The sequence below is a fragment of the Rhodococcus sp. Leaf278 genome, assembly GCF_001426085.1.
Lineage (GTDB): Bacteria > Actinomycetota > Actinomycetes > Mycobacteriales > Mycobacteriaceae > Rhodococcoides.
The window spans coordinates 24,590-38,767 of record NZ_LMRR01000012.1; the positions used below are offsets into that span (position 1 = coordinate 24,590).

General features: G+C 64.0%; 10 protein-coding genes. All 10 read left to right on the top strand.

What is annotated here, in order from left to right; translation table 11 throughout:
* Positions 1-28 precede the first annotated feature (28 nt).
* The gene (locus ASG84_RS12845; protein ID WP_057477461.1) at positions 29-1,537 is read left to right on the top strand and encodes an amino acid permease; all 1,509 of its coding nucleotides are present in this window, start codon (positions 29-31) and stop codon (positions 1,535-1,537) included.
* Between the two features lie 253 nt (positions 1,538-1,790).
* Positions 1,791-2,894 carry an alkane 1-monooxygenase gene (locus ASG84_RS12850; RefSeq protein ID WP_235581649.1) on the top strand — a complete coding sequence of 368 codons (1,104 nt, stop codon included), beginning with the start codon at positions 1,791-1,793 and terminating at the stop codon, positions 2,892-2,894.
* Between the two features lie 102 nt (positions 2,895-2,996).
* Entirely contained in the window at positions 2,997-4,481 is a 1,485-nt protein-coding gene (gene ahcY, locus ASG84_RS12855) for an adenosylhomocysteinase (RefSeq protein WP_057477462.1), read from the top strand.
* Positions 4,482-4,487: 6 nt separating this feature from the next.
* Positions 4,488-5,153, top strand: a complete 666-nt coding sequence (locus ASG84_RS12860; protein ID WP_057477463.1) for a dTMP kinase — start codon at positions 4,488-4,490, stop codon at positions 5,151-5,153.
* A gap of 4 nt (positions 5,154-5,157) precedes the next feature.
* The gene (gene mtrA / locus ASG84_RS12865) at positions 5,158-5,835 is read left to right on the top strand and encodes an MtrAB system response regulator MtrA (protein ID WP_027496508.1); all 678 of its coding nucleotides are present in this window, start codon (positions 5,158-5,160) and stop codon (positions 5,833-5,835) included.
* Positions 5,832-7,532 carry an MtrAB system histidine kinase MtrB gene (gene mtrB, locus ASG84_RS12870; RefSeq protein ID WP_057477464.1) on the top strand — a complete coding sequence of 567 codons (1,701 nt, stop codon included), beginning with the start codon at positions 5,832-5,834 and terminating at the stop codon, positions 7,530-7,532. The genes mtrA and mtrB overlap by 4 nt, the downstream gene beginning before the upstream one ends.
* Positions 7,529-9,310 carry an MtrAB system accessory lipoprotein LpqB gene (gene lpqB, locus ASG84_RS12875; protein ID WP_057477465.1) on the top strand — a complete coding sequence of 594 codons (1,782 nt, stop codon included), beginning with the start codon at positions 7,529-7,531 and terminating at the stop codon, positions 9,308-9,310. Before mtrB ends, lpqB begins: the two co-directional genes overlap by 4 nt.
* A 44-nt stretch (positions 9,311-9,354) precedes the next feature.
* Positions 9,355-10,038 (top strand): ComF family protein, encoded by a 684-nt coding sequence (locus ASG84_RS12880; protein ID WP_200936570.1) that lies wholly within the window; start codon positions 9,355-9,357, stop codon positions 10,036-10,038.
* A gap of 200 nt (positions 10,039-10,238) precedes the next feature.
* Positions 10,239-10,907, top strand: a complete 669-nt coding sequence (gene hpf, locus ASG84_RS12885) for a ribosome hibernation-promoting factor, HPF/YfiA family (RefSeq protein ID WP_057477467.1) — start codon at positions 10,239-10,241, stop codon at positions 10,905-10,907.
* A gap of 352 nt (positions 10,908-11,259) precedes the next feature.
* On the top strand, positions 11,260-14,166 hold the full coding sequence (gene secA, locus ASG84_RS12890; RefSeq protein ID WP_057477468.1) for a preprotein translocase subunit SecA: 2,907 nt from the start codon (positions 11,260-11,262) through the stop codon (positions 14,164-14,166).
* Positions 14,167-14,178 lie beyond the last annotated feature (12 nt).

Below are 14,178 nucleotides of genomic sequence, written 5' to 3' on the forward strand. Positions count from 1 at the left end.
AGAGGCGAATACGCATTATGGAGGCCCGATGAGCAGAGCAGACCGGCCGGCCAAGACTCCGCGCACGACGGGGTGGTTCCGGACCAAATCGATCGAGCAGTCGATCGAGGACACCGACGAGCCGGACACCAAACTCCGGAAAGAACTCGGTTCCTGGGACCTCACAGTGTTCGGCGTCGCCGTTGCTGTCGGTGCGGGCATCTTCACCCTGACCGCGCGCACCGCCGGAAACGTAGCGGGACCGGCGGTCTCGGTGGCGTTCGTGCTCGCCGCGATCGCGTGCGGGCTGGCGGCGCTGTGTTACGCGGAGTTCGCCTCGACAGTTCCCGTTGCCGGCAGCGCGTACACGTTCTCGTATGCCGCGTTCGGTGAGTTCATCGCGTGGATCATCGGCTGGGATCTGATCCTCGAGTTCGGCCTCGCGGCTGCCGTCGTGGCCAAGGCGTGGTCGTTGTACCTGGGAGATCTGCTCGGGACGGCCGCACCGGTACTCCAGATCGGTTCGCTGAACTTCGACTGGGGCGCACTGCTCATCGTGGTGGTGCTGACGGTGCTGATCGCATCGGGCACCAAGTTGTCGTCGCGGGTCTCGCTCGTGATCACTGCGATCAAGGTGATCGTCGTTCTGTTCGTCGTCGTCCTCGGTGCCTTCTACATCAAGGTCTCCAATTACGACCCGTACATTCCTCCGTCGCAGCCCGGCACCACCGGCGAGGGCCTCCATCAGTCCTTGTTCTCGTTCGTCACCGGTGCGGGCGGCAGCACCTTCGGCTGGTACGGACTTCTGGCCGCGGCGTCGCTCGTGTTCTTCGCGTTCATCGGCTTCGACGTGGTCGCGACGACGGCGGAGGAGACCAAGGAACCGCAGAAGGCACTACCGCGCGGCATCCTGGGTTCCCTCGCGATCGTGACCGTGCTCTACGTTGCAGTCACCCTGGTGCTGACCGGAATGGTGAAGTACACCGATTTGGCCGGTGACAGTTCGACGCTGGCCACGGCGTTCGAGCTGAACGGTCTGACCTGGGCCAAGAACATCATCTCGTTCGGCGCGCTTGCCGGTCTCACCACAGTGGTGATGGTGTTGATGCTGGGCCAGACACGAGTGCTCTTCGCGATGTCGCGGGACGGATTGGTGCCGCGCGGATTGGCCCACACCGGAAAGAAGGGCACGCCGGTTCGGACGACGATTCTGGTGGGCGTCATCGTCGGACTGCTCGCGGCCTTCGTTCCGCTGGGCACGCTCGAGGAGATGGTGAACATCGGAACCCTGTTCGCGTTCGTGCTCGTGTCGGCGGGTGTTCTGGTCCTGCGCAAGACTCGACCGGACCTCGAACGCGGCTTTCGGGTGCCGTGGGTTCCGCTGGTACCGATCCTCGCTGTCCTCGCGTGCCTGTGGTTGATGCTGAACCTGTCGGTCGAGACCTGGCTGCGCTTCCTGGTCTGGATGGCCGCGGGTGTCGTGATCTACGTTCTGTACAGCAGGCGTCATTCGGTGATGGGTCTGCGGGAAGCAGACAAGGGCAACAAGGGGAAGTGACCGGGTGCCGTATTCGGTGCTCGTCCTACGATGCACGGGCCGAAATCGGTCGGCGTCACATCGGACCTCGAGAATGTTATACCCTCGAAAACAGACTTGGAGGACTTCTACAGTTCGATGAGAGGGTGTTGACACAGTGAATGCGAACGGCCGAATCACTTCCACGAGGGATTCGGGTGTCGCTTTCGGGGGGCGGGATTCGAAGGTCGGCGGACGGTCGGTTCGCTGGCAAGACAGCAAACGCTATTTGTGGATGCTGGGGCTCTTGGCACCGGCATCGGCGCTGCTGCCGTCACAGTTGGTCTACTGGACGGGCATGGGCATCTTCTGGTGGAGCGGCGTCCTGGTGTTCTTCGTGATCATTCCGGTGATCGACGTGATCGCCGGCGAGGACGGGCACAACCCGGACGAGTCGGCGAGCGAGAAGCTTCAAAACGATCGCTACTACCGCTGGTGTACTTACCTTTTCCTACCCATTCAGTTCGTCGGGCTGATCGTCGCATGTTGGATGTGGGCGTACGGAAACCTGACGGTGGTGGACAAGATCGGACTCGCTGTGACGGTGGGTCTGGTCGCTGGAACGGGGATCAATGCTGCTCACGAGCTGGGTCATCGGATCGAACGGCACGAGCGGTGGCTGGCCAAGATCGCCCTGTCTCAAACGCTCTACGGGCACTTCTTCGTGGAACACAACCGCGGCCATCACGTTCGGGTCGCGACCCCGGACGATCCCGCAAGCGCGCGACTCGGCGAGAGCGTGTGGACCTTCGTGCCCCGCAGCACGGTGTTGGGGCTCGTCTCCGCGTGGAAACTCGAAGCGCAGCGTCTACGGCGCAAGGGTCGCTCCGTCGCGAGCCCGACCAACGCGCTGCTGCACACCTGGTTGCTGAGCGCAGTGCTGTTCGGGACGTTGCTGGTCGTGTTCGGCCCCGCCATTGCGCCCTATCTCCTGCTGCAGGCCGTCGTCGGATTCGTGTTGCTCGAGATGGTGAACTACGTGGAGCACTACGCCTTGCTCCGCGAAACGAACGACCGAGGCAAATACGTTCGATGCTCGCCCCGACACAGCTGGAACAGCGACAGAATCTGCACCAACATATTTCTGTATCACTTGCAACGACACAGTGATCACCACGCCAATCCAGGTAAGCGCTACCAGACCCTGCTCTCGTGCGACGAAGCTCCGCAGCTTCCGGCCGGATACGCGTCGATGGTGATACTCGCCGCAATTCCGCCGCTATGGCGTCGAGTGATGGACCCGCGGGTACTCGCGCACTACCAAGGCGATGTCTCCCGTGCCAACATTCTTCCCCGCAAGCGTGCCCGAATTCTGGCGCGAGCCGGACGAAACGGATAGTGCACACGGTCGGTGCGGGCTCGTCCCCCCGGGCAGTCGGTACTTCCGCCGCGCGGACCCGATAGCCTGGTGGACAGACACTCAGTCAACAGGAGAGGCAAGATGACGACCTCAGTTACGTCAGGATCGGCACTCACCGTGGAACACCGCGGTGGAATCGACTTCAAGGTCGCAGACCTGTCGCTGGCAGAATTCGGCCGCAAGGAGATCAGGCTGGCCGAGCACGAGATGCCCGGTCTGATCGCGCTGCGTCGCGAATACGCGGACGTGCAGCCGCTCAAGGGAGCGCGGGTTTCGGGATCGCTGCACATGACGGTGCAGACCGCCGTTCTCATCGAGACCCTGGTGGCACTCGGGGCCGAGGTCCGTTGGGCGTCGTGCAACATCTTTTCCACCCAGGATCACGCGGCTGCGGCTGTGGTGGTCGGACCGTACGGGACCGTCGAGGATCCGAAGGGTGTACCGGTGTTCGCTTGGAAGGGTGAAAGCCTCGAAGAGTACTGGTGGGCTGCCGAGCAAATGCTCACCTGGCCTGACCAGCCGGCCAACATGATCCTCGACGACGGCGGCGACGCCACGATGCTGGTGTTGCGCGGCGCGCAGTTCGAGAAGGCGGGCGTGGTTCCGCCGACCGACGACGATCACGATTCGGACGAGTACAAGGTGTTCCTCGGCCTGCTCCGTCGTTCGCTCGAAGCGTCGACGACCAAGTGGACCGAGGTGGCCGCGTCCGTTCAGGGCGTCACCGAGGAGACCACGACCGGTGTGCTCCGGCTCTACCAGTTCGCGGCTGCGGGAGAACTCACGTTCCCGGCCATCAACGTCAACGACTCGGTGACCAAGAGCAAGTTCGACAACAAGTACGGCACCCGGCACTCGTTGATCGATGGCATCAACCGGGGAACCGACGTCCTCATCGGCGGCAAGGCCGTTCTGGTCTGTGGCTACGGCGACGTGGGCAAGGGTTGCGCCGAAGCACTCAAGGGCCAGGGTGCACGGGTGACCGTCACCGAGGCCGACCCGATCAACGCGTTGCAGGCTCTCATGGACGGCTTCGACGTGCGCACGGTCGAAGAATTCATCGAGCAGGCCGACATCGTGATCACCTCGACGGGCAACCTGTCGATCATCACGTTCGAGCACATGCGCAAGATGAAGCACCAGGCAATCCTGGGCAACATCGGCCACTTCGACAACGAGATCGACATGGCCGGGCTGGAGAAGGCCCCCGATGTCACGCGCATCAACATCAAGCCGCAGGTCGACGAGTACCAGTTCAAGGACGGGCACTCCATCATCGTGCTGTCCGAGGGCCGGTTGCTGAACCTCGGCAACGCCACGGGTCATCCGTCGTTCGTCATGAGCAACAGCTTCTCCAACCAGGTCATTGCTCAGATCGAACTGTGGACCAAGCCGGACGAGTACGACAACGAGGTCTACCGCCTGCCCAAGCACTTGGACGAGAAGGTCGCGCGTATTCACGTCGAAGCACTCGGCGGCTCGATCACCAAGCTCACCAAGGAGCAGGCCGAGTACATCGGCGTCGACGTCGAGGGCCCGTACAAGCCCGAGCACTACCGCTACTGACCTGCGGTGGGGCGGCTTTTCGTCATCGAAGGAGTCGACGGTGCGGGCAAGAACACGCTCGCCCGTCGGCTCGTTTCGTCATGGGAACGCGACGGCCTCGACGTCGCGCGGATCGGATTTCCCAGGTACGGCCGGTCGGTACACGCCGATCTTGCGGCGGAGGCGCTGCACGGTGAGCACGGCGACACCGCTGCCAGTGTGCACGCGATGGCTCTGCTGTTCGCGCTCGATCGCCGGGATGCGGTCGACGAGGTCCGAAAGCTGCTCTTGCACAACGACGTAGTTCTTCTCGATCGGTACGTGGCGTCCAACGCCGCGTACACGGCTGCTCGGTTGGAACAGACCGCAGACGGCGGGGCCGTCGAATGGATCAGGGCGCTCGAATTCGAACGCTTCGCAGTTCCGATTCCGGACATTCAGATTCTGCTCGACGTACCCGTGGCGCTCGCCGCCGAGCGGGCCGCGGCACGGGAGAGTGCGGACGTCACCAGAACCCGGGATGCATACGAACGGGACGGCTCGCTGCAGAGCCGAACCTCGGACGTGTACGCCGCTCTCGCGGCGGCGAACTGGGTGTCGCCGTGGGAGGTGGTGACCGCCGACGTCGATCCCGATCGACTCGCCGCCGAGTTGTCCAATCAGCCATCAGGCGAGCCGAGAGTGACACGATAGAGCCATGAAGCCTCGGATTCTGGTTGTGGACGACGATTCGGCTCTGGCGGAGATGCTCACCATCGTGCTGCGTGGTGAAGGATTCGAGCCCTTCGTGGTCGGCGACGGCACCCAAGCGTTGGCGGCCGTGCGCGAGAACCGGCCGGATCTGGTGCTACTGGACCTGATGCTTCCCGGGATGAACGGCATCGACGTATGCCGCGTACTACGGGCCGATTCCGGTGTCCCGATCGTGATGCTGACGGCCAAGACCGACACCGTCGATGTTGTGCTCGGCCTCGAATCCGGTGCAGACGACTACATCATGAAGCCGTTCAAGCCGAAGGAATTGGTCGCACGGGTTCGGGCGCGCCTGCGCAGGACCGAAGACGAACCTGCCGAATTGCTGTCCATCGCAGACATCGTGATCGACGTGCCCGCGCACAAGGTGAGCCGCGGCGATGAACTGGTGTCGCTGACACCACTCGAATTCGATCTGCTGGTGGCACTGGCCCGCAAGCCACGTCAGGTGTTCACCCGAGAAGTGCTGCTCGAACAAGTGTGGGGCTACCGCCACGCGGCCGACACTCGACTGGTCAACGTGCACGTGCAGCGGCTACGCGCAAAGGTCGAGAAGGATCCGGAAAACCCCGAGGTGGTGTTGACCGTGAGGGGGGTCGGGTACAAGGCCGGACCGCCGTGATCGGTTTCTCCCACTCTCGGCGACGAATCAACGGCAAGTTCTCTCCTCTGCTGCGGTGGTTTCGTTCGCTGAGTACCTCGCTCGGTCATGCCTGGCGACGGTCCTTGCAGCTTCGCGTCGTCGTGTCGACGTTGACGTTGTCGCTGGTGGTCATCCTCATCCTCGGGGTGGTGTTGACCTCTCAGATCACCGATCGGTTACTCGAGGCCAAGTTGTCTGCGGCCACCGAAGAACTCGACAGATCCCGAACCACCGTCGAGGGCAACCTCGCGGGTGCCGACGATTCGAGTGGGCTCGCGACGCGCCTCGAACGAGCCCGGGCAGCACTGACGAATCAGGACCTGGATGCGGCGTCGACCACCGGGTCGGCGGGATCGTTCGATCCGGTGTTGATCGTCGAGGGTGACGCCACGCGGGCCGAGGCGTCGGTCGGGCCGGTGGATCAGATACCGAACAGCTTGCGCGACTTCGTCAAGAAGGGCCTCATCAGCTCGCAGTACGCCACCGTGACCGACAGTGACGGCGGGTATTCCGGATCGGCGCTCATCATGGGATCGCCCACCGGATCCGATATCTCGGCGCTACAGCTCTACCTGATCTTCCCGCTCGCCAGTGAGGACCGGACGCTGTCGTTGGTACGCGGCACATTGTTCATCGGAGCAGTGGTGCTCCTGGTTCTGCTCGCGGCGATCGCGATGCTCGTCGCACGGCAGGTGGTGTTGCCCATTCGATCCGCCTCGCGCATCGCAGTGCGGTTCGCCGACGGCAGGCTCAAGGAGCGCATGCCGGTTCGCGGTGAGGACGACATGGCCAGGCTCGCGATGTCCTTCAACGAGATGGCCGAGAGCCTGTCCAAACAGATCACCCAGCTCGAGGAATTCGGTAACCTGCAGCGCCGGTTCACCTCCGACGTCAGCCACGAACTGCGGACCCCGCTCACTACGGTGCGGATGGCGGCCGATCTCATCCACGACGCCAGTGACGACCTCGAACCGGCACTCAAGAGATCGTCGGAGCTGCTGGTGAACGAGCTGGATCGCTTCGAGACCTTGCTCGGTGACCTGCTCGAGATCAGTCGACACGACGCGGGTGTGGCCGAACTGGCTGCCGAACAGCTCGATCTTCGGATGTGTGCGCGTGCAGCGGTGTCCACCGTTCGTCACCTGGCGCGCGAAACCGGCACCGAAGTGATCGTCGACATGCCCGAGACCGCGGTCGTCGCCGAGGTGGACCCCAGGCGAGTGGAGCGGATTCTGCGGAACCTGTTGGCCAACGCCCTCGATCACGGCGAAGGCAAGCCGGTGCTGCTGCGTCTGCGGTCGGATGCCGACGCGGCAGCATTCGTGGTGCGCGACCAGGGAATCGGTCTGCGCCCCGGGGAGGAGAAGCTGGTGTTCAACCGGTTCTGGCGTTCGGATCCCTCGCGTGTCCGTCGCTCCGGCGGCACCGGATTGGGGCTGGCGATCAGCGTCGAGGACGCCCGCTTGCACGACGGTAAGCTCGAGGCGTGGGGTGCAGTGGGAGAAGGCGCATGTTTTCGACTCACACTGCCGCTCGTGCGCGGGCACAAGGTGATCGGATCTCCTTTGCCCCTCAAGCCCAGCACCAAGAAGTACGCGCAGGGGCAGCCGATTCCGGCGATCACCGCCCAGAAGTCGTCCGCGCAGAAGACGTCGTCACCGGAGTCGGTGACGTGATTCGGTCGGCTCGTCGCGTCAGTCTGGTATTGGCAATCTGCGCACTTGCGATCACGCTCGTCGGGGGATGCGCCAGCCTGCCCGAGTCCTCCAGCCCCCAGGCCATCGGAACCCTCACCGACGGTGCCGTGCCGACGAGTGCCCCGGCCCCCGAGCCCGGACGCGAACCGGATCGCTTGCTGGACGACTTCTTCGAGGCCAGCGCCGTGTCCGCCAACAGGCATCAGGCAGCGCGGCAATTTCTCACCGAGGAGGCGTCGAGCACCTGGGACGACGGGGCGCGAACCGTCGTCGCGGACCGGATCGACACCCTGTCCGGCCCACGTACCGCCGATGCCGCACAGTTCACGATTCGTTCGACGACGGCCGGGATGCTCGCCTCGGGCGGGGAGTATCAGGCAGGTTCGGACACCTTCGACGTTGCGATCGAGATGATGCGGGTGGACGGTCAATGGCGCATCTCCAAGCTTCCGCCCGGTGTCGTCATCGACCGGTCCGCATTTCTGAACACCTATCAGCAGCGCTCGCTCTACTTCGTCGATCCTCTCGGCGGTGTGCTGGTGCCCGATGTGCGCTGGACGAGCGGATCGCAGGACCAGCTGGCCAATCAACTCGTACAGCTGCTCATCGACGGTCCCAAGTCGGCTCTGTCGGCGGCAGTGAGCAACGAACTGTCCGACGACGTGAGCATTCGCGGGCCCATCACCAAGGCCGACGGTCAGACCTCTCAGGTGGGGGTGGGGCTCGGCGGTATCAAGATCGACTTCGGCGGCCTTCAGAACAAGAGTGACCGCGATCGCGAACTCCTTGCTGCTCAAGTGATCTGGACTTTGGCGTCGGCCGAGGTGGCCGGCCCGTATGTGCTCCTCGCCGACGGTCAACCGATAGATACGACCAAGCCCGACGGGTGGACGACCGCGGGCGTCGACTCCTTCGATCCACTCGGCGGCACCGACTCCAGCATCGGTCTGCACGCACTGGCGTCCGGCGGGTTGCTGAGAGTGGACGAGGCCGAGACCACGCCCGCCCCCGGGTACTTCGGACAGGCCCGCAATCTGCGCTCGGTGGCGTTGTCCAACGACGGCACCCTCGTGGCAGGAGTCGCCGACACCGGGCGACCCGCACCGGCCCCGTCGAGCACTCTCATGGTGGGCAGCTACGACGGTGGCGCGTTTCCGGTGGCCGAAGGGCAGTCGATCACGCGACCCACGTGGGGATCCGACGACAATGCGGCCTGGGCGGTGATCGACGGCACCAATGTCATCCGAGCCGCTCGTGATCCCTCCACCGGTCAGGTCTCGGTGATCCCCGTCGACGCCACCGCCGTAGCGGCCTTGGGGACCCGAATCACCGAACTGCGACTGGCCCGCGACGGTGTACGAGCCGCGGTCATCGTCGACGGCGTCGTGTACGTGGCGACCGTGGTGCGTGATCCCACGGGCGTGTACTCGTTGACCTCACCCCGCGCGGTGGCCATCGGACTCGGCAGTGACGCCACCAGTTTGGACTGGTCCACCGGAGACACCATCGTGATCGCGAGAGTCGCCACGGACACACCGGTCGTGCAGGTGACCGTCGACGGATCCAGGATGGACGCCCTACCGTCGCGCAACCTGACCACACCTGTGCTGGCGGTCGATGCGTCGCCGGAAACGGAGTACGTGGCCGACGCGCGTGCGGTTTTTGCGCTCAACAACGCCGATCCGGTCGGCGACCGTTACTGGCGTGAGGTGACCGGCCTGGCCGGCGTGAAAGCAGTGCCGATCCTGCCCGGCTGATGTCGCGAGTCGGGTGTCGGTGGGTGCGGGCAGACTCGTCACTCATGCGCACACTCCTCGATCTGGTCCTCCCGCTCGAGTGCGCGGGTTGCGGAATGCCGGGTGAGGACTGGTGTCGAGTGTGTCGTGAAGCGTTGTCCGTCCCACCCATCCCCGTTCGTCCGCGTGTCGATCCAGGTGTGCCGTGTTGGGCTCTCGGCACGTACACCGGGCCGCGTAGAAGCGCCGTCATCGCGGTCAAGGAACGGGGGCGTCGGTCGGTGGCACGGCCACTGGCACGTGCGTTGGCAGCGGCCGTCGGACATCTGCGCGAGGCGGGAGAAATCGATCCCCCGGAGCTCGGCTCACTGATTCTGGTCTGCGCACCGTCTCGGGCCCGTGCTGCCCGGGCGCGCGGAGGTGACCCTGTCCTGCGATGCGCTCGGATCGTCGCCGAAGAACTGGCACCGGAGCGAGTTCTCGTGCCCGAGCTGCTACGAATGTCCGGTGGAGCCCGAGATTCGGTCGGGTTGTCGGCCGGACAACGTCAGCACAATGTGGCGGGTCGGATCGAGGCCGTCGGAGTCCGTCGTTCACGGTTTCGTGGAGGTTCGTCGCAGGCAGTGGCTTTCACTGTCCTACTGATGGACGACGTCGTGACCACCGGTGCCACTCTGGCCGAATCGGCAAGAGTACTAGGTGATTTCGGCGTACCCATCGCCGGCGCACTCGTCGTGGCGAGTGCTTGATCACTCCCGAGAAGGACACGCCGACAACCAATTCGCGGTGAACGGTGGCACACGAGTCGATGACCGACTAACGTCGCGGACACGCACCCACTGGACAAGATGCGAGGTGATGCCCCGGATTCTGATGCCGGAAGGTTCCCCATTCGGCATGCACACTTGCCACGTCCAACAGTGGGCGTGGCCGATATCGGGAGGTACGCGTGACGACCCCTTCACAAGCCTCGGTTTTCTTCGACGAGAAGCCTTCGGAAGAATCCGCCAAGAGCAACGCGGACGTTGTGGTCAAAGGCCGCAACGTCGAGATACCGGATCATTTCCGGATATACGTCTCCGAAAAACTGGCTCGCCTCGAGCGTTTCGACCCCTCCATCTACTTGTTCGATGTCGAATTGCAGCACGAACGAAATCGCCGTCAGGCCAAAGCATGTCAACGCGTGGAGATCACCGCGAAGGGCAAGGGCCCGGTTGTTCGTGCGGAAGCGTGCGCCGACAGTTTCTATGCCGCACTCGAAGCGGTGACGTCGAAACTCGAGAGCAGACTCCGGCGAACCAAAGACCGTAGGAAGGTTCACTACGGAGAGAAACGGCCCGTCTCCGTGGCCGAGGCCACTGCCGAACTCGCCGAGGACGACACGCTGGCACTCGACCCCGAGACGAAGCTCGACTCCTTCGAGGACGATCAGAGCGGCCCCGGGCACATCGTGCGCACCAAGATTCACTCGGCCGCCCCCATGAGCGTCGACGATGCACTGTACGAAATGGAACTCGTCGGCCACGATTTCTTCCTGTTCCACGACAGCGCTACCGACCGACCGTCGGTGGTCTATCGACGGCACGCCTTCGATTACGGCTTGATCAGACTCACCTGACCCGCCCGATCGCGGCGGCCGAGTTCGTTCGCCGTCCGTGAAATCTCGTCACCGCTGCAGGCTCGATGCCGGAGGACATGATCCCCACGTCGAGCCTGCAGTGCTGTGTCGCGGCCGTGTCGGTGTTGTCCGGATGGCCGGCCCGGGATGTCCGACGACCGACACTCGGTTTGCCGCGCCCGCAGCGCCACCGCCTACCATGGACCCGTTCGGGTCACCCGCCGCGCAGATGCCATGGTGATGGACCCGTGAGCTCGTACAGTGATGCAGTGTTGTTCGCAACGCAGCGTTGCTCGTGTTGCAGTTGTTCGTGTCAGTACCCGTGAACCGAGGATCGAGGACGAGAAAGCCCGTGCCGTCGCTGTCGTTTTCCAAGCTGCTCCGTGTTGGTGAAGGTCGCATGGTCAAGCGGCTCAAGAACATCGCTGACCACGTCTCGACCCTGTCTCCCGACGTCGAGAGCCTTTCCGATGACGAGCTGCGCGGCAAGACCGCGGAGTTCAGGAAGAGGTACTCCGAAGGGGAAAGCCTGGACCAGCTGCTACCCGAGGCCTTCTCCGTTGCGCGTGAGGCGTCGTGGCGTGTTCTCTCGCAGAAGCACTTCGATGTGCAGGTCATGGGCGGTGCCGCGCTGCACTTCGGCAACATCGCCGAGATGAAGACCGGTGAGGGCAAGACACTGACCTGTGTTCTCCCTGCTTACCTCAATGCCATCTCGGGTGACGGTGTGCACGTGGTGACGGTCAACGACTACCTGGCCAAGCGTGACTCCGAGTGGATGGGCCGCGTCCATCGCTTCCTCGGTCTGTCGGTCGACGTGATCCTCTCCGGTATGACGCCGGTGGAACGCCGCGCCGCGTACGCCGCCGACATCACCTACGGCACCAACAACGAGTTCGGGTTCGACTACCTGCGCGACAACATGACGCACTCGCTCGACGACCTCGTGCAGCGTGGGCACAACTTCGCCGTGGTGGACGAGGTCGACTCGATCCTCATCGACGAAGCGCGAACGCCGCTGATCATCTCGGGCCCGGCCGACGCGTCGAGCAAGTGGTACGGCGAGTTCGCCCGAATCGCGCCGATGTTGAAGGTGGACACCCACTACGAGGTCGACATCCGCAAGCGCACCATCGGTGTGCACGAGGCAGGCGTCGAACTGGTCGAGGACCAGCTCGGTATCGACAACCTGTACGAGGCGGCCAACTCGCCCCTGGTGAACTACCTGAACAACGCGATCAAGGCCAAAGAGCTCTACACCAAGGACAAGGACTACATCGTCCGCGACGGCGAGGTCATCATCGTCGACGAGTTCACCGGCCGCATCCTGGTGGGACGCCGCTACAACGAAGGTATGCACCAGGCGATCGAGGCCAAGGAGAAGGTGGAGATCAAGGCCGAGAACCAGACTCTGGCCACAATCACACTGCAGAACTACTTCCGCCTCTACGACAAGCTCTCGGGCATGACCGGTACGGCCGAGACGGAGGCCGCCGAGCTCCATCAGATCTACGGATTGGGCGTCATTCCGATTCCGACGAACCGCCCGATGGTTCGCGTGGACAACGGTGACCTGATCTACAAGACCGAAGAGGCCAAGTTCGACGCCGTCGTCGACGACGTGGTCGAGCGGCACGAGAAGGGTCAGCCGGTGCTGATCGGTACCACGAGCGTCGAGCGCTCGGAGTACCTGTCGAAGCAGTTCACCAAGCGGGGCGTGGCCCACAACGTGCTGAACGCGAAGTTCCACGAGCAGGAAGCGACCATCATCGCCGAGGCCGGTCGGCAGGGCGCGGTGACGGTTGCCACCAACATGGCCGGTCGCGGCACCGACGTCGTGCTCGGCGGCAACCCGGACATCCTCGCGGACCTGAAGCTGCGTAAGCAGGGCTTGGACCCGGTGGAGACACCCGAAGAGTACGAGGCTGCGTGGGAGCCTGCTCTGGAGGAGGTCAAGGCGCAGGTCAAGGCGGACGCGGATACCGTTCGCGAGGCGGGTGGCCTGTACGTTCTCGGAACCGAGCGCCACGACTCACGCCGTATCGACAACCAGCTTCGAGGACGCTCCGGTCGCCAGGGTGATCCGGGTGAATCTCGTTTCTACCTTTCGCTCGGCGACGAGTTGATGCGCCGATTCAACGGCGGCGCACTGGAGTCGATCATGACTCGGCTCAACCTGCCCGACGATGTGCCGATCGAAGCCAAGATGGTGTCCAAGGCCATCAAGAGTGCTCAGACTCAGGTCGAGCAACAGAACTTCGAGATCCGCAAGAACGTCCTCAAGTACGACGAGGTGATGAACCAGCAGCGCACCGTCATCTACGAGGAGCGACGACGCATCCTCGAGGGTGCCGACATGGAGGGTCAGGTCGAGGGCATGATCACCGATGTGATCACCGCCTACGTCGATGGTGCGACCGCGGATGGCTACGTGGAGGACTGGGACCTCGAGCAGCTCTGGACCGCGCTCAAGACCCTGTACCCGGTGGGGGTCGACCACAAGGTCCTGGCCGAGGAGAACGAGGACGGCGAGAAGGGTGACCTCAGCCGTGACGAACTACGTGAGGCACTGCTCGACGATGCGCGGGCGGCTTACGCGAACCGGGAAGCCGAGATCGACGGCATCGCAGGCGAGAACGGAATGCGCGAACTCGAGCGGCGGGTGCTGCTGTCCGTGCTCGACCGCAAGTGGCGTGAGCACCTCTACGAGATGGATTACCTCAAAGAAGGCATCGGCCTGCGTGCCATGGCGCAGCGCGATCCGCTGGTCGAGTACCAGCGCGAGGGTTACGACATGTTCCAGGGCATGCTCGACGGGCTGAAAGAGGAGTCGGTCGGCTTCCTGTTCAACCTGCAGGTCGAGGCGACGCCTGCACCTGCAGGCCCTGCGACCTCGGCAGGTCTCGCCGTGGCTCCGGGGCTGGCCTCTCCGGTGGGCTCCGGCCGCCCGGCACCGACGCCCGCCGTAGCACCGGCCCCGACGGCACCGGTACCCGCTGCTCCGGCATCCAGTGCTCCGGCCCCTGCCGCTCCTGCAGTGCCCTCGGCTCTGCGAGCAAAGGGTCTCGACGAGCAGGAAGAGCAGAGATTGACCTTCTCCGGTCCGGCCGAGGGTGGCGGCACCGATGTCCGCCGATCGGGTGCGTCGGCCGGCGGCAGCGATTTCACCGCCGATGGAACGCGCCGCGAGCGTCGCGAAGCGGCGAGGGCGCAGAGCAAGGCCCCGAAGAAGACGGCTCGCTCGAAGCGCAAGAAGTAGGGGATTTCGTCT